The following is a 23,568-nucleotide window of genomic DNA, read 5'->3' on the forward strand; positions in this document are numbered from 1 at the left end:
TGGCGACCACCAGTCGGGGGCGGGACCTGCCATGTTCCCGAACCAGGAGGACGTGAAGCAAATGGGATTGTTCACAAAGGACATCAAGACGATGAACGATCTGTTCGTTCATCAGCTGCAGGACATCTATTACGCCGAAAACCAGCTCGTCAAAGCGCTGCCCAAGATGGCGGAGAAGGCGACGGATCAGAAGCTCAAGCAGGGTTTTCTTGCCCATCTCGACGAAACCAGGACGCATGTGAAGCGGCTCGAGCAGGTGTTCGAGATGCATGGCATCGCGCCCAAGGCAGTCGACTGCCCGGCGATCGACGGCATCATCGAAGAGGCGGAGGAGGTCGCCGGCGAGGTCGCGGACAAGACCGTGCTCGACGCCGCCCTGATCAATGCCGGCCAAGCGGCCGAGCACTATGAGATCACCCGCTATGGCAGCCTGATCGCCTGGGCCAAGCAGCTCGGCCGCAGCGACTGCGCCGCCGTGCTGCAGAAGACGCTCGACGAGGAGAAGGCGACCGACATGAAGCTGACCAAGCTCGCCGAGACGAGCGTCAACCTGCGCGCCGCGAGCTGACGCTCGATCGTTGATGAGGCAAAACGCCGCGCGGGTCGCCCGCGCGGCGTCGGCGGATCGCGCCGGTCAGGTCTTGCGCAGCGCGAAGTTGGCGCCGCAGAACGCCATCAGGGCGCCGAGGCAGAGCGCGGCGAGGCCTGCCAGTACGCCCGAGGCCGACGGCACGGGGCTCGGACCGGAGATCGCCTGGCCGATGCCGGCCAGCATCAGGACGCCGACCACGACCAGGAAGTTGCGCATCCGCTGCGGGATCTCGCCCGACACCGCGCTGTGCATGATGTTGGCGATGAAGTAGCCCGAGGAGAACCCGACGGTGGCGATCAGCCACCACGCGATCGCCGATCCCGCCGGCATGAAGGCGCCGCTCTCGGTCTGCCACAGGCCGCCGAGATCGAGCCCGTAGCGGGCGCCGAGCATGTGCACCGCCAGCGCCAGCAGCACGCCGGCGGCCATCGCCCCGGCCAGGATCAAATGGCGCGGAAAATAGATCGTTTCGCTCATGCTCCGCTTGTAGGATAAGGCGCGTGCCACACGCAACAGGACCGATCCATTTCCGAGCGCACCACCACGGCCGGCGATGATACGATCCGCTACGCCTACAAGGCGTCGCTGATCGGGGCCGCGCACCAGTTCGAACTGACGGAGCAGGGCCTGTCGTGGCGGTTCGCCGGCCGTACCGGCCTGTGGCCTTACGCCGAGATCGCCGCGATCCGGCTGTCCTACCGACCGGTGTCGATGCAGGCGAAGCGTTTTCGGGCCGACGTCACCCATCGCGACGGCCGCCGCCTCGGCATCATCTCCGTCTCTTGGCAGACGGCTGCCCTGATGGCGCCGCAGAGCGAGGCCTATCGCGCCTTCATTCTCGGGTTGCATGCGCGGCTCGCCGTCAGCGGCAGCAACGCGCGGCTGACCGCGGGCCTCGGCCGCGTCACCTACGGCGCGGCGCTCGCCGCGATCGCGCTGCTCGCCGTCGCGATGGCCGGGCTTCTGGTGCGTGCGCTCGTCATCGCCGAATGGTCGGGCGCGTTGTTCCTGATCGGCTTCGCCGCGCTGTTCGCCTGGTATGTCGGCGGCTTCATCACCCGCAACAGGCCGCGCAGCTACACGTTCACGGACATTCCGGCCGCGCTGCTGCCGTGATCACGCAATCGCATCGCCGGTCACCGAATGTGATCGTGCAGATTTGGCGCACCATGCCAGACTGAGCGAGTCGCTTTCGGAGTGGGACGATGCAGGATCGCGCGCTGCGCAGGCCGGATGACGCCGAGATCGCCGCGATCAACGCGCGGCATTTCGCCGACACGCCGCTGCGGCCGGCCGATCTGCTGTTCGTGTTCGGCACCCGCGTCGACGAGGAGCTGCGTGCCGAGACGGCGGCGAAGCTATGGCAGCAGGGCTACTTCCGCCACGCCATCGTCAGCGGCGGCATCACGCCGGGCGCGGATGTTTCGGAGTGTACGCTGATCAAGGCCGCCATGGTGAGGCGCGGCGTTCCGGCCGAGCGCATCCTCGAAGAGCATCATGCCACGAACACCGGCGAGAACGTCGTGCTCGCGCTGCCGGTGATCGACGCCGCGCTCGGCCTCGCCAATGTCGGCAGCGTGATCTGTCTCGGCAACAGCTGGACCGCGCGGCGCTACGCGATGACCCTGCAGCGGCACTGGCCCGAGGTGGAGAAGATGCTGCTGACGGTGGACGGCTTCGGCGTGCCGCGCCATCTCTGGCACACACATCCCGAATTCCGCCGCCGCGTGCTCGGCGAATGGGACAAGATCGCGCCGTACAAGGCGAAGGGCTACATTGCGGAGTGGCCGTGAGGCGCAAAGCTCGAGGCAAAGGTGCGAGCCCCGTAGGGTGGGCAAAGTCATCGGGGGGCGCGAGCCGCACGATGATGTGCCCACCGTCTCTCCATCCGCGCGAGACGGTGGGCACAGCGCCCTCAGATGGCACGGACAAGCACGCTGATCGGGCGCGCCTTTGCCGACCCTACTTCTATGACGGAGCTTCCATGAGCCGAGGTGCGAGCCGGATCGTCGCCCATTATGAGCGTCACGCATTGGCGTGGGACGCTGACCGCCGCGCGGCCGCCTGGACTGACAAGCCTCCCATCGAACGCTTCGTTACGCTCCTGCGGCCGGGCGCGAACGTGCTCGATCTTGGCTGCGGGGGTGGTGTGCCGGTCGCAGCGCACATCTCGGCGCAAGGATTTTCCGTCACCGGGGTGGACAGCTCGCCGACGATGATCGCGCTGTGTCGGACGCGAATGCCGGATCAGGAATGGGTCGTTGCCGACATGCGGTCGTGGACCTCAGGGCGGCGATTTGACGGGGTGTTGGCGTGGGACAGCTTCTTCCATCTCGGACATGATGACCAGCGGCGCATGTTTCCGATCTTCGCGGCCTGCGCGGCTTCGGGCGGCGTGCTGCTGTTCAACGCCGGACCCGCACATGGCGAAGCCATCGGGTCCTACCGCGGCGATCCGCTCTATCATGCGTCTCTCGATCCGTCCGAGTACGCTGCGTTGCTGCGCGACAATGGATTCGAACTGATCGCACAGTCAGTCGGCGAGCCGGCCAAAGGCGAGCGCAGCTTCTGGCTTGCCCGCGCCGTTCGGGCTCCGCCCGTCTGACCCAACACTTGCTCAGGGTCTTCCAACACGCGCGTGAGATTCGATGGGATCGTTTCACGCTAGCCGGATCCTTATTCACAGCCAACCGAAGCAAGATCTCGATCGAGATCACGCCGACGCATGATCGGGGGCATTCGGACAACCGCGTGGTTCATTCCGTCAGCGGACTGCGTTCACTGACCTATCTTTTTGATGCAGATCGGTTGGCCATTGGGGACAGGAGTGCAATCCCAGTCCGGACCAAATCCGGTATTCGGATTAGGATTGGGAAACCAGTAGAAGCCAGAAACGAGAAGGCAAAGCAGCGCGACGATGAATAGGATACCCAATACGTCACCAGCCCTTGGATAAGGCAGAGGCCATCTCATGACGGTGTCCTCAGTCGGCGCTTCGGTCGGGCAATATGATCGAGAAACGCCAATGCAATGGCAATGACCACGAAGTGGAAATTGGTCCACGCGCAGGATGCGTCGGACGGGCCGCGTCTTACGGCCTCACCACGAGCACCGAGCACTTGGCGTAGCGCACGACGTGGCCGGCATTGCTGCCGAGGAAGTAGGTCCGCATCGCCGGGCGGTGCGAGGTCATTACGATCAGGTCGGCCTTGACCTTGGCTGCCTCCTCGAGGATCTCGTGATAGATGCCGCCCTGGCGCACCGTATAGCTGATGCGCTCCGCCGGGATGCCGGATTCGCGCGCCACGATCGACAGCGCTTCCTCGGCGGTCTCGCGCTGCTGCGCGTCGAAATCGGCCGGGACGTATTCGGCGAGCATCACCGGCGTCATCGGCATGACGTTGAGCAGATGCACCGTGCCGCTCCAGGTCTGTGCCAACGTGGCCGCGGTGGCGATGGCGGGCTTGGCGAGGTCGGTGTCGGCCAGATCGATCGGCACCAGAATCGAGTTGAACATCGAAGGTCCTCCTCTGTCCGCCGGGATTACGCGCCGGACCGGACCTGCCTGTCAATCGACCGAGCCATGCTTGAGCAGCTTGGGCGTGACGAATCTCAGGAGACGGCCGCGGGTGAAGCTGACGTCGCCCCAATCGTCGGTGTCGAAATCGAGCACCGCCAAACCCGCGGTCGGCATGTTGCGCATCAGCTCGTGGCGGGCCTCTGAATCGCCCCCGCCGGTCAGCGCCAGCGCGAGCTCGTGCATTCCGGGATTGTGCCCGACGAGCAGGAGCTGCTTCGGATCGTGCACTGCCGCGAGGCGGATGTGATGCAGCATCTGCATCGGCTCGGCGCCGTAGAGCCCGGGAACGGTCTCGACCTGCGGGGCCGGGACACGGTCCTTCATCGCCGCAAGCGCGAGGTCCCAGGTCTGCTGTGCCCGGACCGCGGTCGAGACCAGCACCAGCTCCGGCACCGGCGGGTGGCTGGCGATGAAATCGCCGATCATGGCGGCATCCTGGTGCCCGCGCTCGTCGAGACGGCGGTCCTGGTCGCGGCCGGTCGGCGCGTCAGTCTCGGTCTTGGCGTGGCGCAGCAGCATCAATCGGCGCATGGAATTCCGTCTCGAATCGTTCAGGCTGGGTCCGGCTGTACCACGTCTCTTTGTCGCCATTAAAAGCGTCATGACGTCCGGCGCAGGGTTCGCTAAGAAAACGCCATGAGCGAGACTTCCACAAGCGTGAACGATGACGCGGATGCCGCAGGTGCACACGGCCGCACCAGGCTGAATTTCGACCTCGACGTCGACGTCTGCGTGGTCGGGGCGGGATTGGCCGGCTTGACGGTGGCATTGTGCGCGGCCCGGCAGGGGGCGAGCGTCGCGGTGCTGGAAGGCCGCCAGGTCGGGTGGAACGCATCCGGCCACATGATCGGCACGGTGATGCCTGGGTTCGACCTGCCGCTGCCGGATCTGATCGAGCGCGTCGGGCTCGCGCATGCCCGGGCGCTATGGGCGTTGTCCTGGTCCGGTGCCGAGTTCATCCGCGCCCAGGCCACCGAGGCAGCGATGCCGGGCATCGGGCTCAGCGAGGGCGCGCTCGAAGTCTCCAATGTCGACGCCGGCGACGCCTTGATCCGCCGCCTGCAGATGCTGCACGAGGATTTCGACACCGAGGTCGAGGGCTGGCAGGTCGAGCGCGTCAGGACCGAGCTCAAGACCGACCGCTACTTCCACGGCGTCCATTATCCCAAGGCGTTCCAGCTCGACGGCCGCAGGTACGTTCACGCGCTGGCGCGGCTCGCGCACAAGGCCGGGGCGCGGATCTTCGAGGACACGCCGGTGGTCAGCATCGATGCGTCGGGCGTGCGCAAGCGCATCGTGACGCCGTCGGCGCGGATGCGCGCCTCGCACATCGTGCTGGCCGGCAACATCCATCTCGGCGCGCCGCTGCAGAAGCTGTCCGATACGCTGCTGCCGGTGTGGCGCTATGGCGGCGTCACCGCGCCGCTCGGCGAGCGCCTCGCCGAGGCGATTTCCTTCCAGGGATCGGTCAGCGACACCGACGGCATCGATCATTTCCGTATCGTCGACGGTGACCGGCTGATGTGGGCGAGCCCGGAGACGACCTGGGACGCGCGGCCCAGCGGATTTGCCGCGGCGCTGCAGCGCCGGATCCGGACGGTGTTTCCGCAGCTCGGCCGGGTCGAGATCGCCGACACCTTCGGCGGCGTCACCGGCCAGACCGTGCACGGCATGCCGCAGATCGGCCAGCTCCGCAAAGGCCTGTGGGTCGCGAGCGGCTTCGGCCGGCAGGGGCTCAACACTTCGGCGATGGCCGGACAGCTGATCGCCCAGGCGATCCTCGCCGGCGACGACCGCTGGAAGCTGTTCTCGCCGTTCGAACTGGTCTGGGCCGGCGGCGTCAGCGGCCGGGTTGCCGGGCATGTCGTCAATCTCTGGGTCCGCGGCCGCTCCGCCGCCGCCGGGACGCTGGCGCGACACCGCGAGCGCGTGCGTGCGCAGGAGCGCATGCGCGAGATCCGGGCGGCCGAAGCGCGGCGCCGGGCGGCCGAGCGGCCCGGCTCGCGGCTGCCGCTGCGGCCGCAGCCATCCGATCTGAACCGCCATCCCGACGCCGGGGAGGGCTGACACCTCGCAAGAAAGTGAGCCGCCGCGCCCGCGCCCGACGTAACTTCGCGGGATCCCATCCGTAGATCCGGTAACCCATCGCCGTACGGAGACCGCCATGATCGACCGCCGCCTGATGTTGACCACCGCCGCCGGACTGTTCGGCTTCGCCGCCCTGCGCTGGCTCGGCGGTTCCGCGCCGGCCCGCGCCGCCGAGAAGTTCGAGGTCGAGAAAACCGAGGCCGAGTGGCGCGCGCAACTGACGCCGCAGCAATACGAGATCCTACGCGAGGAGGGCACCGAGCGGCCCTGGACCAGCCCGCTGCTGAAGGAGCATCGCAAGGGTACCTTCGCCTGCGCCGGCTGCGACCTGCCGCTGTTCTCCTCCGACACCAAGTTCGACAGCGGCACCGGCTGGCCGAGCTTCTTCAAGCCGCTCGACAATGCCGTGGCGACCCGCCAGGACAAGACCTACGGCATGGTCCGCACCGAGGTGCATTGCCGCCGTTGCGGCGGCCATCTCGGCCACGTGTTCGACGATGGCCCCAAGCCGACCGGCCTGCGCTACTGCATGGACGGGCTGTCGCTCACGTTCCACCCGGCAAATCCGTCGTCGACCTGACGGGAATCTGCGCCCGGATATTCCGGCTCGTCCGTTCAAGGCTCAGATGGGGGTCTTGAGGACGCGCCGTCAGCCGTGACGAGCGGCCGCGCCGGAGCGCGATTTGGCGTGTCCGGCCCGGCAAGAACTGCCGGCTCGGCAATTGTTCACCAGTTTTGACGCTGGTTTTTTGACGTTGTTGTTTTTCAACCCGCTGATTTCACAGTATTTTCGCATCTGGCACAGCGATTGCGACAGCTCTCCACGAAACGCGGTGCGGGCCGACCCGTCACCGGCATCACAGTGGAGAGATTGGTATGGGTATCTTCGACGCGATGAACACTTCGGTGAGCGGTCTGTCCGCTCAATCATTCGCGCTGCAGAACATTTCCGGTAACATCGCGAACGCGTCGACCGTCGGCTACAAGGGCATCGGCACCAGCTTCGAAGACCTCATCCCCAACGCGACCAACCCGACGCGCCAGAATGCCGGCGGCGTCACCGCCTTCGCCAAGGCCACCATCACCACCCAGGGCACCGTCTCGACGTCCTCGGTCGCCACCAACATGGCGATCAACGGCGACGGCTTCTTCAACGTGCAGAAGGCCTCCTCGGTCGTCGACAACGTGCCGGTCTTCACTGGCGTCACCAACTACACCCGGCGCGGCGACTTCCAGCTCAACGCCAACGGCAACCTGATCAACGGCGCCGGCTATTACCTGATGGGCGTCGCGGTCGATCCGAAGACCGGCAACGCCACCGGCAACGTGCCGACCGTGCTGCAATTCGCCAACAATTTCGTGCCGGCGCAGGCGACCACCGCAATCCAGTACGCCGCCAACCTGCCGACGCAGCCGAAGACCGCCGCGAGCGGCAATGCCGCGACCGGCACCCTGGTCGCGGCCGGCGGCCTCAACTCGGCCGACCTCTCCAACGTGCCGCTGCCGGTGGGCACCAACTTCTACGCCGACTCCACCGTCACCGGCGGTACGGCGGTCAACAAGAACGCGGCGAACATCACCACGTCGACGCTGCTGTCGGGTGGTGCGGCCACCGATTCGATCACGAGCAACTTTGCCACCGGCGACACGATCACCATGACCGGCAGCGCGGGCGACGTCATCACCTTCACTTTCGTCGCCTCCGGCGCCTCGGGCACCCAGATCAACGTCGGCGACTCCGTCGGCACGCTGATGGCGAAGATCGCGGCCGTCACCGGCGTGACGCCCACCATCACCGCCGGCAAGATCACGCTGCATTCCGGCAGCGGCGAGGACTGGACCATGAGCAGCGCGTCCCCGGGTTTCACCGCGCTCGGCCTCACGTCACCGGTGGCACTGACGCGCACGGCGAGTCCCGGCACCGGCATCGTGATCGGCAACGATCTCACCAACTTCAACAACGAGACGATCTCTGGCGGCGCGGTCACGGCCTACAACTCGTCGGGCACGCCGGTGAACGTGCAGTTGCGCTGGGGCAAGGTCGACAGCGCGACGCTCGGCACCGGCCACAAGGACACCTGGAACCTGTTCTACCAGACCGACTCGAACGCGACCGGCTCGACCGTGGCGTGGCAGAACGTCGGCACCAACTTCCAGTTCGCCTCCGACGGCTCGCTGGTGTCGCCGACGACCTCCAACATCTCCATCCCCAACGTCGTGGTCGACGGCACCACGCTCGGTACCGTCAGCCTCAACATCTCCTCGGGCGCGCTGACGCAATATGCGAGCACGATCGGCTCGGCGACCATCAACCAGATCAATCAGAACGGCTTCGCCGCCGGTCAGTTGCAGTCGGTCGCCGTCAACAACAGCGGCGTCGTCACCGGCACCTTCTCCAACGGCCAGACCATCAACCTGGCGCAGGTGACGCTGTCGCATTTCAACGGCACCAATTACCTGAAGGCGCTCGACGGCGGCGCCTATGAGGCGACCGATCAGTCCGGCCAGGCCATCATCGGCGCGACCGGCAAGATCTCGGGCGGCTCGCTGGAAGGCTCGAACACCGACATCGCCGACGAGTTCACCAAGCTGATCGTGACCCAGCAGGCCTATTCGGCCAACACCAAGGTGATCACGACGGCCAATTCGATGGTGCAGGATCTTCTGAACGTGCTGCGCTGATCGCGCTGAGACGTGGCAGTTGAATTGACATAAGGCTACCGCACATGGGTTTGAGTTCTGCCCTCGCCACCGCGATGTCCGGCCTGCGTTCGACGCAGGCCGCGCTCTCGATCATCTCGTCGAACGTCGCCAACGCGAACACCCCCGGCTACGTCGCGCAGAACCCAAACCAGATCGAGGTCGCCAGCGGCGGCTTCGGCTCGACGGTGACGACGACCGGCGTCAACCGTCAGCTCGATCTGTTCGTCCAGAACCAGCTCCGCACCGAGACCTCGGGCGGGACCTACGCCAATCAGATGGCCAACATCCTGAGCCAGCTGCAGACCGTGTACGGTACGCCCGGCGGCAGCGGCACGCTCGAGACGGCGCTGAACAATTTCACCACGGCGCTGCAGTCGCTGTCGAACAATCCGAGCAACCAGTCGGCGCAATCGGTGGCGCTGTCGGCGGCGCAGGGCGTGGCGCTGCAGCTCAACGCGACCACCAAGGGCATCCAGACCCTGCGCAGCAATGTCGAGCAGGACATCGGCAATTCGGTCACGCAGGCCAACGCGGCGATCAAGCAGATTGCGACGCTCAACACGCAGCTGCAGGGCCTCGACAGCTCGGACCCGCTGGCGGCGACCCTGCAGGATCAGCGCGACAACGCGATCAACACGCTCGCCAAATATGTCGATATCCGCGTCGTGTCCGACCCGACCAACGGCACGAGCATATTCACCAATTCGGGCATCCAGCTGGTCGGCGCGGGCCTCAGCTCGGAGTTCACCTTCTCTTCGCCGGGGACGCTCGACGCCACCTCGCTCTACAACAGCGATCCGACCAAGACCGGCGTCGGCCAGCTCAACATCAAGCTGTCGAACGGCGTGTCGCTCGACGTCGTGTCGAACAATCTCCTGAACTCGGGCCAGATCGCAGCCGACCTCAAGCTGCGCGACCAGACCCTGGTGCAGGCCCAGACCCAGGTCGACCAGCTCGCGGCGACGATGGCTTCGGCACTGTCCGACAAGACCACGGCGGGCACCGCGGTGACCGGTCCGCCGGCCGGCTTTGACGTCTCGACATCAGGGCTGCTGGCGGGCAACACCATCAACCTGACCTACACGGACTCGAGCAACGTCCAGCGTCAGATCAAGGTCGTCAACGTCAACGATCCCGCTGCGCTGCCGCTGCAGAATGCCACCGGCGCCAACCCGTCCTATGTCGGCGTCGACTTCTCGCTCGGCATGGCCTCGGTGGTGTCGCAGCTCAACAGCGCGCTCGGGTCGGCGCATCTGCAGTTCTCCAATCCCTCCGGCAGCACGCTGCGGATCACCGACGACGGCACCAGCCAGGCGACCGTCAAGGCGGCCTCGGCCACCACCACGACGCAGACGCTTGCCAGCGGCAATGCGCAGCTCCCGGTGTTCACCGACGGCGGCGCGCTCTACACCGGCGCAATCACCTCGACCGGCTCGCAGATGACGGGGCTCGCCGGGCGGCTCAACGTCAACCCGGCGCTGCTCAACGATCCGACCAAGCTGTCGACCTATTCGACCTCGCCGCAGACCGCGGCCGGCGACTCGACGCGGCCGGACTTCCTGTTCGCGCAGCTCACCTCGGCGACCTTCAGCTACTCGCCGACCACCGGCCTCGGCTCGGCGGCGCAGCCGTTCCAGGGCACGGTGTCCGGCTATCTGCAGCAATTCGTCAGCCAGCAGGGCAGTGCGTCGACGCTGGCGACCCAGCTCAGCCAGGGCCAGGCCGTCGTGGTCAGCACGCTGAAGGAGAAGTTCCAGGGCACCGCGGGGGTCAACATGGACAGCGAGATGTCCAACCTGATCCAGGTCCAGAACACCTATGCGGCAAACGCCCATATCATGTCGGTCGTGCAAAGCATGATGCAGAGCCTGCTCCAGGCGTTTTAGTGAGGCGCGTGTAAGATGACCATCAGCAGTGTCAATTACGGAAGCTCTCTGCTCGGCCTGTCCGTGCGGAACATCACGAGCCAGCTCGCGGACCTTTCCACGCAGCTCTCGAGCGGCGTCAAGGCGAACAACTACGCCGGCATGGGGCCCGACGAGGGGTTCGCGATCGCGGCGCGGGCGCAGCTGTCGAACATCTCGGCGTTCACGCTGACGATGACCCACGTCAATACCGTGATCGGCGCGGTCAATACCTCGCTGCAATCGCTGTCCAAGATTCATGACCAGGTCCAGAGTGGCGCCTCGGCGACACCACAGAACCTGACCAGCACTGGCCAGACCACGGGACAATTGACGGCGCTGTCCAACCTGTCGGCGATCACCGGCATCCTCAACACGCAGGTCGGCGACCGCTACATTTTCTCCGGCAGCGCCACCGACCGGCCGGCGATCGCATCGGCCGATGACATCCTGAACGGCACCACAACGCAGGCCGGGCTCAAGCAGGTCATCGCCGAGCGGCAGCAGGCGGATCTCGGGCTCAACGGTCTCGGGCGTCTCAACCTGTCGGCGTCGGCCACCATGCCGATCACGCTGGCGGAGGACGTCGCCGGCTCGCCGTTCGGCTTCAAGCTGAGCGGGGTGACGTCGTCGCTGACCAACGCCACGGTGACCGGACCGTCCGGCTCGCCCGCGGGCATCTCGGTCGATCTCACCGCCGGCAATCCGAATGCGGGCGACCAGATCAGCTTCACCTTCAAGCTGCCCGACGGCACCTCGGAATCGATCAAGCTGACGGCGTCCACCACGACGCCGGCGCCGACCAATACGTTCGCCATCGGTGCCACGCCCGCGGCCACCTCCGCCAATCTCAACGCGGCGCTCAACACGGCGCTGTCGACGCTGGCCAACACCTCGCTGACCGCCGCCTCGGCGGTCGTCGCCGGTGACAACTTCTTCAACACGGCGAGCTCCGTGTCGGGCACCGTGGTCAACAACAAGCTCGCAACGCCGGCTCCGATCACCGGAGCGACGCTGCTGTCGGGCGGTGCGGGCTCCGACTCGATCGCGACCAGCTTTGCAACCGGCGACACCATCACCGTCAACGGACAGACGCTGACCTTCGTCGCCTCCGGCGCCAACGGCAACAACCAGATCAATGTCGGCGACAGCGTGCAGACGCTGCTGTCGAAGATCGATACGCTCAGCGGCACGTCGACGCCGTCGACGGTCAGCGGCGGCGTGATCACCTTGCGCACCGACGACGCCGCCAGCTTCTCGGTGTCGAGCTCGAACGCGGGTGCGTTCGGGGCGCTCGGCTTCTCCGGCACCGTGACGGCGCCGACGCCGCCGTTGCGCGTCTCCGGCTCGCCGCTGGGGTCGGCGACCAGCCTCGTCAACGGTTCGGCCAACACCGTCGCCTGGTACACCGGCAACAGCGGTCCCGGCTCGGCGCGGTCGAGCGCGACCATCCGGATCGACACGGCGCAGAGCATTCAGTTCGGCGCCCAGGGCAACGAGTATGCGATCCGCAACCTCGTGCAGCAGACCGCGGTCTATGCCGCCGTCAACACGCCGCCGGCGGGTGCGAATGCCCCGCAGCAGATCGGCGCGCTCAGCCAGCGCATCGCCGCCAACCTGACGCCGCAGCTCGGCCAGCAGGCGATCTCGGACATCCAGACCGAGTTCGCCAACGCCCAGACCACGATGAAGGACGCCACGGCGCGCCAGACCCAGGCCAAGGCGGCAATGCAGGCCATGGTCGACCAGACCGAGGGCATCTCGCAGCAGGAGGTGGCGAGCCAGATCCTGCAGCTCCAGACCAACCTCCAGGCGTCCTACCAGACGACGGCGATGCTCGCCCAGTTGACGCTGGTGAAATATCTGTAGCGCCCCGGGGACGGCGGTTAGGTTTTCGTTAACCACGTCTCTTTAGCTTTTGTTCAGATCTGGGGCGAGAGCCTCTTTGTCTGGAGGCGGAACGTGAGTGACGGAACCGACGAGCGCATTCATCTGGTGGTCGCGACACCATGCTTCGGCGGTCAGGTGTCGAGCATCTATGCGAGCTCGATCTTCGCCCTGCAGCGCGAGTTGCGCGCCACCTCCAACGTCGGCCTCACCGTCCACATGCGCGACGGTGATGCGCTGATCACCCGGGCGAGGGCCAATCTCGTCACCCTGTTCCTCAATGATCCCACAGCAACCCATCTGCTGTTCGTCGATGCCGACATCGGCTTTACGCCCAGGCAGGTCTTCCGGCTGATCGAGTCCGGCGGCGACATGGTCGCCGGTGTCTATCCGGTCAAGAAGGTCAACTGGAGCAAGGCGCGCCGCGCCATCAACGACAACCGGATGGACGTGCCGGCGGCGTCGCTCGACTACGTGCTGGAGATTGACAATCCGGACCACGTCGCGGTGGTCAACGGCTTTACCCGCGTGCGCTATGCCGGCACCGGCTTCCTGATGATCCGCCGCCGCGTCATCGAGGCGATGATCGCGCATCCGGCCTACGCGCCGCTGCAGTTCTTCCGCGAGCATTCGCAGGATGCGCTGGCCGGCAGCCCGAACCGCTTCGCGCTGTTCGAATGCATGATCGATCCGGCGACCGGCACCTATCTCAGCGAGGATTTCGCGTTCTGCAGACGATGGACCGATCTCGGCGGCGAGATCTGGGCCGATCTCGACAGCCGGCTCGATCACGTCGGTCCGTCCGTCTTCCATGGCAATGTCGCCTCGCAATTCGCCTCGGCGGTGGCGGTTCCGACCGCTGCTGCGGCTGACGCAGCCTGACGATCCGTACCATGACCCCGGCGGCAACCCGGTCGCAGATCTCCCAGCCATCCCGCATCGACCGGCGCGAGCAGGGCGTCGCGGCCGGACTGCGTGATCTGTTTGCCCTGCTCGGCGATCTCCTGATCGATGGCGGCGACGCCCGCCTGGCGCTCGATCGCCCCTGGGGCCGCAACGTCTATGGCTGCGGGCCGTCGCCCGAACCCGATGTGCTGTGCTTCGCATCGAGCACGGCGTCGCCGATTTCGGAACGCGCCTATGCGCGCGTCGAGCTGGCGCGCGAGCAACTGATGCATGCGGCGATCTCGCTCGGCCTCGACGCCGCGCTCGACCGGCGCACCGAGGAGATGCGCTGCGAACTGCGCGGACATCTCGGCCTTGCCGACGACATCGACATCGTGTTCTCGCCGTCCGGCACCGACTCGCAACTGCATGCGCTGGCGCTGGTGCGGGCGATGCTCGGCGAGAGCGTCACGAGCATCGTCGTCGGCAGCGACCAGACCGGAAGCGGCACTGCCGCGAGCGCCCGGGGACACCATTTCAGCACGCGGACGGCGAACGGCCTGGCGGTGCGGACGAACACGCCGATCGAGGGGCTCTCGGGCGACGCCGTGTCGCTGCCGCTGCTCGACGGCGCATCGATGCAGCCGCGCGGCGATATCGATGCCGAGGTGCTCGACAGCGTCGAGGCGCTGGCGCGGAAGGGCCGTAGCGTCCTGCTGCAGGTCATGGAGTCCTCCAAGCTCGGCTGGCGCGCGCCGGACATGGCCTGCCTGGACGAGGTGGCGCGGCGCTGGCCGGGGCGCGTGCAGGTCGTCGTCGATGCCTGCCAGATGCGGCTCGGCACGGCGCGGCTGCGCGCCCATCTCGATCGCGGCCATCTGGTGCTCGTCACGGGCGCGAAGTTCTTCGGCGGACCCGCCTTCAGCGGCGCCCTGCTGGTGCCCGCGGCCGCAGCGGCTGCGCTGCGCTGCGGACATCCGATCGCGCCCGGCCTGTTCGACTATGTCAATCGCAGCGATTGGCCGCTCGCCTGGACGGATCTGCGCGCGCGCACGGCGCCGCGCGCCAATATCGGCCAATGGCTGCGCTGGGAAGCCGCGCTGGCGGAGATCGCCGCATATCACGCCGTGCCCGAGCCGTTCCGCCGGATGGCGATCCGGCAGCTCGGCGAGTCCATCGAAAGCCTGCTGATGCTGTCGCCGGCGCTGCGTCCGATCGCCGCCCGCGCGCCTGCGCCGGATGCGAGCGATGGCGCGTTCGGCTTTCCCACCATCTTCCCGTTCGCGCTCCAGCGTGACGGCGGCGCGCTCGGCCTCGGTGAGACGCAGGCGGTATATCGCGCGCTGCAGCGCGATCTAGGCAGCCGCTTCACCGGGCGAGCGGCCGAGGTTGCCGCGCGCCAGTGCCTGATCGGCCAGCCGGTGCGGATCGAACGCGCGGGCGAGGCGCCGACGGCCGCGCTGCGGCTGTGCATCGGGGCGCGCCAGGTGACGGACGCATGGTGTGACGACGTCACCGCCGCCCGGGTCAATCTCGAATCCGACATCGACCGCGTCGCCGACATCGTTGCCAAAACAGAGCTGCTCGTATCGGATCTGAGCAGCCAGGATCTCAGGGACATCTGCAATGCCGACTGATTTGCTCGCGCTGGCCGACGCCACCGGCGCAGGATGTGCCGACCGGGTCGGCATGGCCAAGCTCGCCAAGGCCGCCTTCGACGGCCAGGACCTGAAACCGATGTGGGCCGCCTTGCTCGCCAAGCTGCTCGACGGCCGCGCGGAGCCGGGCGAGGGGCTCGACCTGGCGCTGATCGCGCAGCTCATCGGCGAGAAATCGTCCGGGCTTGCAATCCAGCACGACGTGCTGCAGTCGCAGCAGCTCTATCGCGTGCGCTGCAAGAGCGAGACGCCGCGCCTGCGCGTGCTCGCGCTCGCTGCGGCCACCGACATGGGCAGCAACACGCCGATCGAGTTCCTGCTCGAGGATACCGACTTCGAGCTGCTGCTGCTCTACGTCGTTCCAGGCGCGAACCTGCTGGCACCGCTGCCGGCCCATGACGTCGCCATCGTCATCGCCTCCGATTCCGAGGATTGCCAGCACGCGCTGCGCGAGATCGATGCCGTCGCGGCGCGCTGGCCGCGTCCGCTGCTCAATCCGCCGGAGCGGATCTGGCATCTCGACCGCGACAAGCTGCATGCGCTGCTGGCCTGCATCGACGGACTCACCATTCCGGCGACAATCCCCGTCGACCGCGAGCGCCTGATCGAGATCGCCGACGAGCGCGAATGGATCACCGACGTCGACCACTCGCTCGCCTTCCCGGTCATCGTGCGGCCGCGCGGCTCGCATGCCGGCGTCGGCCTCGAGAAGATCGACGAGCCGCTCGAGCTGTCGCTCTATCTCGACGAGCGCGACGAGCAGGAGTTCTTCGTCTCGCGCTTCGTCGACTATGCCAGCGAGGACGGCCAGTTCCGCAAGTACCGCATCGTGTTCGTCGACGGCACGGCCTACGCCTGCCACATGGCGATCGCGCGGCGCTGGGACATCTGGTACCTCAACGCCAACATGGCCGGCAGCGAGAGCAAGCGCCTCGAAGAGGCGACCTTCATGCAGACCTTCGATATCGGCTTCGGCCGCCGCCATCGGAGCGTGCTCGATGCGATCGCTGCGCGCGTCGGCCTCGACTATTTCATCATCGATTGCGCCGAGACCAGGGACGGCGCGCTGCTAGTGTTCGAGGCCGACAATACGGCCGTCGTCCACAACATGGATTCGCCGGAGATCTTCCCCTACAAGCCGCCGCAGATGCAGAAGATCTTCGCGGCCTTCGCGGCCATGATCGAGAAGCGCGCCGCGTCTCGGGCGGAGCAGGCGGCGTGACCGCCGGGCTGCGCATCGATCCCGCGTCGCGGACGGCGGAGACGCTCGATCCGCAACATTGGGACCAGATGCGCGCGCTCGGTCATCGCATGCTCGACGACATGATCGACTATGTCGCCGATATCCGCGACCGGCCGGTGTGGCAGCCGATGTCGCCGGCGACACGGCAGAGCTTCCGCAGCGCGCTGCCGCATGCGCCGACCGATCTCGCCGAGGTCTATCGCGATTTCAGCGAGCTCGTCGTTCCCTACGCGACCGGCAACGTGCATCCCGGATTCATGGGTTGGGTGCACGGCGGCGGCACCGTGGTCGGCATGCTTGCCGAGATGCTGGCTGCCGGACTGAACGCCAATCTCGGCGGCCGCGACCATGCGCCGATCGAGATCGAGCGGCAGGTCGTCGACTGGACGCGCCAGTTGTTCGGCTTTCCGGTATGCGCCAGCGGCATCTTCGTCACCGGCACCTCGATGGCGAACCTGATGGCGGTGCTGGTGGCGCGCCGCGCCGAGCTCGGCGCGTCGGTTCGCTCGGCGGGTCTCGGTGAGGAGGGGCGGCGCTTGCGCGCCTACACGTCGAAGGCGGCGCATGGCTGCATCGCCAAGGCGATGGACATCTGCGGACTGGGCAGCGACGCGCTCGGCTGCATCGCGGTGGATGCCGCACATCGCGTCGACGTCGGCGAGCTGCGGACCGCGATCGCGCGCGATCGCGCCGCGGGCCTGCATCCGTTTCTCGTCGTCGCCTCCGCTGGCACCGTCGATATCGGCGCCATCGACGACCTCGCGGCTGTTGCCGAGCTCTGCCGTGCCGAGGGGCTCTGGTTTCACGTCGACGGCGCCTTCGGTGCGCTCGCGATGCTGTCAGCGGAGCTCGCACCGAAGCTCGCCGGCATCGAGCTGGCGGATTCGATTGCGCTGGATTTTCACAAATGGGGGCAGGTGCCCTACGATGCGGGCTTCCTGCTGGTGCGCGATGGCACCAAGCATCGTGACGCCTTCGCCTCGCCGGCCGCCTATCTGCGCCGGGAAACCCGCGGTCTCGCGGCGGGCGCCGAATGGCCCTGCGATCTCGGTCCTGATCTGTCGCGCGGCTTCCGGGCGCTGAAGACCTGGTTCACGCTGAGAACGTTCGGCACGGACGCGCTCGGTGCCGTGATCGCGCGAAGCTGCGAGCTCGCGCGCCATCTGGAGTCGCGGGTGCGCGCCGAGCCCGAGCTCGAGCTGCTGGCGCCGGTCAATCTCAACATCGTCTGCTTCCGCTATCGCGCAGACGATGCCGATGCGCTCAACGGCGAGATCGTCGCCGACATCCACGAATCCGGCCTCGCCGCACCGTCGACCACGATGCTCGACGGACGGCTGGCGATCCGTGCCGCGATCGTCAATCATCGCACCGGGACGAGCGACATCGACCGGCTGATTGCGGCGGTCCTCATGTTCGGCCGCCAGCGCGCGGCCGGTCTCACGCCGTTGATCGAGATCGAAGCTCCGCCGCTGGCGCTCTGATCGCAAACCGCATCTAGGCGTCGTCCGCTGGTCGATGACGACCGCCGACGGAATGTAGCCGCGCGTGTCGAAACCTTTCCAAAGGTGGTTGACGCGTTGTGAATGACGGGTGCGGTTGTTGAATCAATGAGCCTTTTCAAGGGGCGTTCCTGCGTGATGACGCGGCAATGAGCCGCGCCGATGCGCCTGTTCTGCTGATTGAGGCGGCTGCGCCCCACAACTCTTCAGCGTTTGTTAGCCACTGCCATTCACCGTGACGCCCGTCGTCCGGGTCGCTCAAGTCGACCTGGGCTTCACCCTGATCTCGAAGGGATCGGGGCTTATTTCACACCAGAAGGGTATGAAAATGTCAGGTATCGTCCTCTCGGCGTCGGTACGCCAGAATCTGCTATCGCTTCAGTCGACAGCTCAGCTCCTCGCCACCACCCAGAACAATCTCTCCACGGGCAAGAAGGTCAACTCGGCGCTCGACAATCCGACCAACTTCTTCACCGCCCAGGGTCTCGACAACCGCGCTTCCGACATCTCCAATCTGCTCGACGGCATCGGCAACGGCGTGCAGGTGCTGCAGGCCGCCAACACCGGCATCACCTCGCTGCAGAAGCTCGTCGACAGTGCCAAGTCGATCGCCAACCAGGTTCTGCAGAGCGCGGTGGGCTACTCCACCAAGTCGAGCGTGACCTCGGCGGCCCTGACCGGTGCGACCGCCACCGACCTGCTCGGCTCCAGCTCGACCGCTGTGACCGGTTCGGTCGTCCAGAACGACAATACGACTCCGGCGGCGATCACCGGCTCGACCAAGCTGTCGGGTACGTCGGGCACCTCGTCGAACGACCTCTCCACCGGCATCACGTCGGGTGAGACGCTGGTCGTCAACGGCACCACCTTCACCTTCATCACCGGCACGTCCTCGACGGGCACCAACATCGGCATCGGCGACAGCGTCAGCAACCTGCTGTCGGCGATCCAGACCCAGACCGGCGTGACGGCGTCGATCACCGCGGGTGCGATCACCCTGACGCCGCCGGCGGCGGGATTGACGCTCTCGGGCAGCAGCGGCACCTTGGCCAAGCTCGGGCTGACTGCCGTCGGCGACGGCTTGTCGGGTCAGACCTTGACGGTCGGCGCCACAGGAGGTGGCACGGCGACCAGCATCACGTTCGGCCTGGGGACAGGGCAGGTCAAGTCGCTGAACGATCTCAACGCCAAGCTCGCAGCCAACAACCTGCAGGCCACCGTTGACTCGTCCACCGGCAAGATCTCGATCACCACGACCAACGACGCGGCTTCGGCCACGATCGGCGCGATCGGTGGTACGGCGGCTGCTTCCAGCCAGTCCTTCAACGGCCTGACGGCGGCGGCTCCGGTGGCGGACGCGACTGCTCAGACGCAGCGCGCGAGCCTGGTCTCCCAGTACAACAACGTGCTGGCGCAGATCAACACGACCGCGGCTGACGCCTCGTTCAACGGCATCAACCTGCTGAACGGCGATACGCTGAAGCTGACCTTCAACGAAACCGGCAAGTCGACGCTGTCGATCACCGGTGTCACGTTCAACTCGGCGGGCCTCGGCCTCTCGACGTTGACCTCGGGCACCGACTTCCTCGACAACAACTCGGCGAACAAGGTCATCGGCGTGCTCAACTCGGCGAGCTCGACGCTGCGCAACGAGGCCTCCACGCTGGGTTCGAACCTCTCGGTCGTGCAGGTTCGTCAGGACTTCAACAAGAACCTGATCAACGTGCTGCAGACCGGTTCGTCGAACCTGACGCTGGCCGACACCAACGAGGAAGCGGCCAACAGCCAGGCGCTGTCGACCCGCCAGTCGATCGCGGTGTCCGCGCTGTCGCTCGCCAACCAGTCGCAGGCGAGCGTGCTGCAGCTGCTGCGCTAAGGCGCGGACGGCACCCACGAATATCGGAGGCGGCGGGGCTTGCCCCGCCGTTTTCGGCTCTAGACTATTCGCAAATTGACGCCGCTCGGCTGCGGCGCCGGATCAGCCGGACAGCGAGCACGAGAGCAACGTCGTGTCGACGCGAGTGCAGCCTGCCGACGACGCCGCTCCCGAGAGGAGACTCCCGAGAGGAGCCTTCTGAGAGGAGACTGGGCCATGCCCCTGCGGGTCGAGCTGAAGCCTTTCGAGCGCATCGTGATCGGCGACAGTGTCATCGTGAATTCGAACACGCGCGCCCGCTTCATCGTCGAAGGCGACGCGCCTATCCTCCGCGAGCGTGACACCGTCACCGCCGAGACCGCCGATACGCCGGCCAAGCGCCTCTACCTCTGCGTCCAGACGATGTATCTGAAGAACGACGCGATCCGTTATCGCGCGTCCTATCTCGCCTGTATGAACGAGTTGCGCAGGGCGATTCCGGAAGCCGCCGGCCAAGCCGAGATGGTGGATCGCCATGTCACGGAAGGAGCGCTGTACAAGGCGCTGAAGGAGATCAGGGCGCTGATCGAGCGAGAGGATCGCGCAGTCGCGCCGGCAGAAGCGATGCCTTGACATTCCGGCCGCGGAAAGGGGCCGGGCTCACCTCAGCCTGAGAGGTCGGTGCTACGTCCGTATTAGCACGGACGATAAAATTAACGGGACGGATAAAAGCCCCACCTAACGATGGCTTGGACGAAAGTCTGTTCAGCCGAGTCGGCGAGGGCCGGGTATCGATCCGCGCTGCTGGTGAAGGCCGGGACCGACCGTCGCTCTGACAGGATCAGCGGTCGCCCCGTGACCGCGGCGCCAATTCTTGGAAGGCCAGTTTCATGGACGATCTGTTGCGTGAGTTCCTGACGGAGACCAGCGAGAGCCTGGATACCGTCGACAATCAATTGGTGCGGTTCGAGCAGGAGCCGAACAACGCCAAGATCCTCGATAACATCTTCCGGCTGGTGCACACGATCAAGGGGACCTGCGGTTTCCTCGGCCTGCCGCGGCTCGAGGCGCTGGCGCATGCCGCCGAAACCCTGATGGGCAAATTCCGCGACGGCATGCCGGTCACCGGCGAGGCCGTGACGCTGATCCTCACCACCATCGACCGCATCAAGGACATCCTGGGACAGCTCGAGGCCAACGAGGCCGAGCCCGAGGGCGAGGACCGCGACCTCATCAGCGAGCTCGAAGCCATGGTCGAGCGCGGCATGGCGGCCATGGCCGCCGGCGAGGCCGCGCCACCGCTCGCGCCCGCGGCGCCCGAACCGCCGCCCAAGCCCGCGGTGACGCAGGGCTCGTTGATCGACCAGACGCTGGAGCGTCCGCTGCGTCCGGGCGAAGTGTCGCTCGACGAGCTGGAGCGCGCCTTCCGCGAGACCGCGATCGAGATGCCGCCCGCGCATGAGAAGGCGCCTGAGCCCAAAGCCGCTGCCCCGGCGCCGGTCGCCAAGGCCGGGCCTGCCAAGGCGGAAGCAGAGAAGGCCGAGCCGAAGAAGGCGGCGCGGCCGAAGGCCAATGCCGACGGCGAGGTGCACGAGAACGACAAGGTCGCCAACCAGTCGATCCGCGTCAACGTCGACACGCTCGAACATCTGATGACGATGGTCTCCGAGCTGGTGCTGACGCGCAACCAGCTGCTCGAGATCGCCCGCCGCAACGAGGACACCGAGTTCAAGGTGCCGCTGCAGCGGCTGTCCAACGTCACCGCCGAGCTGCAGGAGGGCGTCATGAAGACGCGCATGCAGCCGATCGGCAATGCCTGGCAGAAGCTGCCGCGCATCGTCCGCGACCTCGCGACCGAACTCGGCAAGCAGATCGAGCTCGAGATGCACGGCGCCGACACCGAGCTCGACCGCCAGGTGCTCGACCTGATCAAGGACCCGCTCACCCACATGGTGCGCAACTCCGCCGATCACGGCCTGGAGACGATGGCCGAGCGCGCCGCGGCCGGCAAGGCCGAGCAGGGCACCATCCGGCTCTCCGCCTATCATGAAGGCGGCCATATCATCATCTGCATCGCCGACAACGGCCGCGGCCTCAACACCGAGCGCATCAAGGCCAAGGCCCTGGCGAACGGCCTCGTCACCGAGGCCGAGCTCGAGAAGATGACCGAAGCGCAGATCCACAAGTTCATCTTCGAGCCGGGCTTCTCGACCGCGGCCGCCGTCACCTCGGTCTCGGGCCGCGGCGTCGGCATGGACGTGGTGCGCACCAACATCGACCAGATCGGCGGCACCATCGACATCAAGTCGGTGGTCGGCGAGGGCACCTCGGTCACCATCAAGATCCCGCTGACGCTCGCGATCGTCTCGGCGCTGATCGTCGAAGCCGGCGGCGACCGCTTCGCGATCCCGCAATTGTCGGTCGTCGAGCTGGTGCGCGCGCGCGCCAACTCCGAGCACCGCATCGAGCGCATCAAGGACACCGCGGTCCTGCGCCTGCGCAACAAGCTCTTGCCGCTGATGCATCTGAAGAAGCTCCTGAAGATCGACGACGGCTCGTCGACCGATCCGGAGAACGGCTTCATCGTGGTGACGCAGGTCGGCAACCAGACCTTCGGCATCGTGGTGGACTGCGTGTTCCACACCGAGGAAATCGTGGTCAAGCCGATGTCGACCAAGCTGCGTCACATCGACATGTTCTCGGGCAACACGATCCTGGGCGACGGCGCCGTGATCATGATCATCGATCCGAACGGCATTGCGAAAGCGCTCGGCGCCGCCGGCTCGGCCTCGCAGGCGGTGTCCGACGAGCACGCCGCGCATCACGCCATCGGCGGCGAGCAGCTCACCTCGCTGCTGGTGTTCCGGGCCGGGACGGCGCAGCCCAAGGCGGTGCCGCTGGCGCTGGTCACGCGGCTCGAGGAGATCGCGGCCGACAAGATCGAGATCTCCAACGGCCGCTACATGGTGCAGTACCGCGACCAGCTGATGCCCTTGGTGCAGATGGAAGGCGTGTCGGTGCAGACGTCGGGCTCGCAGCCGATCCTGGTGTTCGCCGACGAGACCCGCGCGATGGGCCTCGTGGTCGACGAGATCATCGACATCGTCGAGGAGCGGCTCAACATCCAGGTCTCCGGCGCCAAGGACGGCATCCTCGGCTCGGCGGTGATCAAGGGCCAGGCGACCGAGGTGATCGACGTCGGCCACTTCCTGCCGATGGCGTTCGCCGACTGGTTCATCCGCAAGGAGATGGCCACCGAGTCGCAGACGCAGTCGGTGCTGCTGGTCGATGACTCGCCGTTCTTCCGCAACATGCTGGCGCCGGTGTTGAAGTCGGCCGGCTACAAGGTGCGCACGGCGGCCTCGGCGCTCGAGGGCCTGGCCACGCTGCGCTCCGGGCACAGCTTCGACATCGTCGTCACCGACATCGAGATGCCGGAGATGAACGGCTTCGAGTTCACCGAGGCGATCCGCGCCGACCAGAACCTGAACCAGATGCCGGTCATCGCGGTGTCGTCGCTGGTGTCGCCGGCGGCGATCGAGCGCGGCCGCCAGGCCGGGCTCTACGACTACATCGCCAAGTTCGACCGGCCCGGCCTGATCGCGGCGCTGAAGGAACAGATCGAGGAACGGGCCCGCGCCGAAGCCAACCGGCGGGCCGCGTGACAGCAA

General features: G+C 66.6%; 19 protein-coding genes. 16 read left to right on the top strand and 3 right to left on the bottom strand.

The genetic code is table 11. From position 1 onward, the window contains the following. The first annotated feature begins 61 nt into the window (after positions 1-61). Positions 62-568, top strand: coding sequence for a ferritin-like domain-containing protein (locus tag ACQR1X_RS04130; RefSeq protein ID WP_316239268.1), 507 nt, complete (start codon positions 62-64; stop codon positions 566-568). Between the two features lie 66 nt (positions 569-634). On the opposite strand, the gene ACQR1X_RS04135 is transcribed toward ACQR1X_RS04130, so the two are convergent. Then, the gene (locus tag ACQR1X_RS04135; protein ID WP_315712681.1) at positions 635-1,069 is read right to left on the bottom strand and encodes a hypothetical protein; all 435 of its coding nucleotides are present in this window, start codon (positions 1,067-1,069) and stop codon (positions 635-637) included. 48 nt (positions 1,070-1,117) lie between these two features. Between ACQR1X_RS04135 and ACQR1X_RS04140 the strand changes: the two genes are divergently transcribed. The 3 genes from ACQR1X_RS04140 (at position 1,118) to ACQR1X_RS04150 (ending at position 3,197) form a co-directional block, all read left to right on the top strand. Beyond that, entirely contained in the window at positions 1,118-1,708 is a 591-nt protein-coding gene (locus tag ACQR1X_RS04140) for a hypothetical protein (protein ID WP_434898598.1), read from the top strand. Positions 1,709-1,797: 89 nt separating this feature from the next. Next, on the top strand, positions 1,798-2,385 hold the full coding sequence (locus tag ACQR1X_RS04145; protein WP_316216863.1) for a YdcF family protein: 588 nt from the start codon (positions 1,798-1,800) through the stop codon (positions 2,383-2,385). Between the two features lie 191 nt (positions 2,386-2,576). Beyond that, entirely contained in the window at positions 2,577-3,197 is a 621-nt protein-coding gene (locus ACQR1X_RS04150) for a class I SAM-dependent methyltransferase (RefSeq protein WP_434893828.1), read from the top strand. 486 nt (positions 3,198-3,683) lie between these two features. Here the strand turns inward: ACQR1X_RS04150 and ACQR1X_RS04155 are convergent, their stop codons facing one another. Then, positions 3,684-4,109 carry a universal stress protein gene (locus tag ACQR1X_RS04155; RefSeq protein WP_284420907.1) on the bottom strand — a complete coding sequence of 142 codons (426 nt, stop codon included), beginning with the start codon at positions 4,107-4,109 and terminating at the stop codon, positions 3,684-3,686. A 51-nt stretch (positions 4,110-4,160) separates the two neighbouring features. Continuing rightward, positions 4,161-4,703: a SixA phosphatase family protein gene (locus ACQR1X_RS04160; RefSeq protein ID WP_315804320.1), complete on the bottom strand. Its 543-nt coding sequence runs from the start codon at positions 4,701-4,703 to the stop codon at positions 4,161-4,163. A gap of 105 nt (positions 4,704-4,808) precedes the next feature. Here ACQR1X_RS04160 and ACQR1X_RS04165 point away from each other — a divergent pair, with 105 nt between their 5' ends. The 12 genes from ACQR1X_RS04165 to ACQR1X_RS04220 all read left to right on the top strand — a co-directional run bounded on the left by ACQR1X_RS04165 (position 4,809) and on the right by ACQR1X_RS04220 (position 23,562). After that, on the top strand, positions 4,809-6,239 hold the full coding sequence (locus ACQR1X_RS04165; RefSeq protein WP_315804319.1) for an NAD(P)/FAD-dependent oxidoreductase: 1,431 nt from the start codon (positions 4,809-4,811) through the stop codon (positions 6,237-6,239). Between the two features lie 97 nt (positions 6,240-6,336). Beyond that, positions 6,337-6,840: a peptide-methionine (R)-S-oxide reductase MsrB gene (msrB, locus tag ACQR1X_RS04170; protein WP_316182987.1), complete on the top strand. Its 504-nt coding sequence runs from the start codon at positions 6,337-6,339 to the stop codon at positions 6,838-6,840. Positions 6,841-7,136: 296 nt separating this feature from the next. Further along, on the top strand, positions 7,137-8,942 hold the full coding sequence (locus ACQR1X_RS04175; protein WP_316182988.1) for a flagellar hook-basal body complex protein: 1,806 nt from the start codon (positions 7,137-7,139) through the stop codon (positions 8,940-8,942). Positions 8,943-8,986: 44 nt separating this feature from the next. After that, the gene (flgK, locus tag ACQR1X_RS04180; protein WP_316182989.1) at positions 8,987-10,849 is read left to right on the top strand and encodes a flagellar hook-associated protein FlgK; all 1,863 of its coding nucleotides are present in this window, start codon (positions 8,987-8,989) and stop codon (positions 10,847-10,849) included. Between the two features lie 15 nt (positions 10,850-10,864). Next, entirely contained in the window at positions 10,865-12,736 is a 1,872-nt protein-coding gene (locus ACQR1X_RS04185; RefSeq protein WP_434883452.1) for a flagellar protein, read from the top strand. Positions 12,737-12,829: 93 nt separating this feature from the next. Beyond that, positions 12,830-13,636 (top strand): hypothetical protein, encoded by an 807-nt coding sequence (locus ACQR1X_RS04190; RefSeq protein ID WP_315804314.1) that lies wholly within the window; start codon positions 12,830-12,832, stop codon positions 13,634-13,636. An 11-nt stretch (positions 13,637-13,647) separates the two neighbouring features. Next, complete coding sequence (locus ACQR1X_RS04195) at positions 13,648-15,276, top strand: hypothetical protein (protein WP_434898396.1); 1,629 nt, start codon at positions 13,648-13,650, stop codon at positions 15,274-15,276. Between the two features lie 52 nt (positions 15,277-15,328). Beyond that, positions 15,329-16,519: an ATP-grasp domain-containing protein gene (locus tag ACQR1X_RS04200; RefSeq protein ID WP_434893862.1), complete on the top strand. Its 1,191-nt coding sequence runs from the start codon at positions 15,329-15,331 to the stop codon at positions 16,517-16,519. A 68-nt stretch (positions 16,520-16,587) separates the two neighbouring features. After that, entirely contained in the window at positions 16,588-18,024 is a 1,437-nt protein-coding gene (locus tag ACQR1X_RS04205; protein ID WP_316239310.1) for a pyridoxal phosphate-dependent decarboxylase family protein, read from the top strand. 346 nt (positions 18,025-18,370) lie between these two features. After that, positions 18,371-19,918, top strand: a complete 1,548-nt coding sequence (locus tag ACQR1X_RS04210) for a flagellin (protein ID WP_434898397.1) — start codon at positions 18,371-18,373, stop codon at positions 19,916-19,918. Positions 19,919-20,134: 216 nt separating this feature from the next. Continuing rightward, positions 20,135-20,530 (top strand): flagellar biosynthesis repressor FlbT, encoded by a 396-nt coding sequence (gene flbT / locus ACQR1X_RS04215; protein WP_315716969.1) that lies wholly within the window; start codon positions 20,135-20,137, stop codon positions 20,528-20,530. Between the two features lie 257 nt (positions 20,531-20,787). Next, on the top strand, positions 20,788-23,562 hold the full coding sequence (locus tag ACQR1X_RS04220) for a hybrid sensor histidine kinase/response regulator (RefSeq protein ID WP_315800635.1): 2,775 nt from the start codon (positions 20,788-20,790) through the stop codon (positions 23,560-23,562). Positions 23,563-23,568 lie beyond the last annotated feature (6 nt).

Origin of the sequence: Bradyrhizobium sp. HKCCYLRH3073 (assembly GCF_051167995.1) — a bacterium.
Taxonomy (GTDB): Bacteria; Pseudomonadota; Alphaproteobacteria; order Rhizobiales; family Xanthobacteraceae; genus Bradyrhizobium.

Bases quoted from the DNA above. Each gene is read 5' to 3' on its own strand.
- ACQR1X_RS04130 (WP_316239268.1), top strand. From the start codon at position 62: ATGGGATTGTTCACAAAGGACATCAAGACGATGAACGATCTGTTCGTT.
- ACQR1X_RS04135 (WP_315712681.1), bottom strand. From the start codon at position 1,069: ATGAGCGAAACGATCTATTTTCCGCGCCATTTGATCCTGGCCGGGGCG.
- ACQR1X_RS04145 (WP_316216863.1), top strand. From the start codon at position 1,798: ATGCAGGATCGCGCGCTGCGCAGGCCGGATGACGCCGAGATCGCCGCG.
- ACQR1X_RS04150 (WP_434893828.1), top strand. From the start codon at position 2,577: ATGAGCCGAGGTGCGAGCCGGATCGTCGCCCATTATGAGCGTCACGCA.
- ACQR1X_RS04155 (WP_284420907.1), bottom strand. From the start codon at position 4,109: ATGTTCAACTCGATTCTGGTGCCGATCGATCTGGCCGACACCGACCTC.
- ACQR1X_RS04160 (WP_315804320.1), bottom strand. From the start codon at position 4,703: ATGCGCCGATTGATGCTGCTGCGCCACGCCAAGACCGAGACTGACGCG.
- ACQR1X_RS04165 (WP_315804319.1), top strand. From the start codon at position 4,809: ATGAGCGAGACTTCCACAAGCGTGAACGATGACGCGGATGCCGCAGGT.
- msrB (WP_316182987.1), top strand. From the start codon at position 6,337: ATGATCGACCGCCGCCTGATGTTGACCACCGCCGCCGGACTGTTCGGC.
- ACQR1X_RS04175 (WP_316182988.1), top strand. From the start codon at position 7,137: ATGGGTATCTTCGACGCGATGAACACTTCGGTGAGCGGTCTGTCCGCT.
- flgK (WP_316182989.1), top strand. From the start codon at position 8,987: ATGGGTTTGAGTTCTGCCCTCGCCACCGCGATGTCCGGCCTGCGTTCG.
- ACQR1X_RS04185 (WP_434883452.1), top strand. From the start codon at position 10,865: ATGACCATCAGCAGTGTCAATTACGGAAGCTCTCTGCTCGGCCTGTCC.
- ACQR1X_RS04195 (WP_434898396.1), top strand. From the start codon at position 13,648: ATGACCCCGGCGGCAACCCGGTCGCAGATCTCCCAGCCATCCCGCATC.
- ACQR1X_RS04200 (WP_434893862.1), top strand. From the start codon at position 15,329: ATGGCCAAGCTCGCCAAGGCCGCCTTCGACGGCCAGGACCTGAAACCG.
- ACQR1X_RS04205 (WP_316239310.1), top strand. From the start codon at position 16,588: ATGCGCGCGCTCGGTCATCGCATGCTCGACGACATGATCGACTATGTC.
- ACQR1X_RS04210 (WP_434898397.1), top strand. From the start codon at position 18,371: ATGTCAGGTATCGTCCTCTCGGCGTCGGTACGCCAGAATCTGCTATCG.
- flbT (WP_315716969.1), top strand. From the start codon at position 20,135: ATGCCCCTGCGGGTCGAGCTGAAGCCTTTCGAGCGCATCGTGATCGGC.
- ACQR1X_RS04220 (WP_315800635.1), top strand. From the start codon at position 20,788: ATGGACGATCTGTTGCGTGAGTTCCTGACGGAGACCAGCGAGAGCCTG.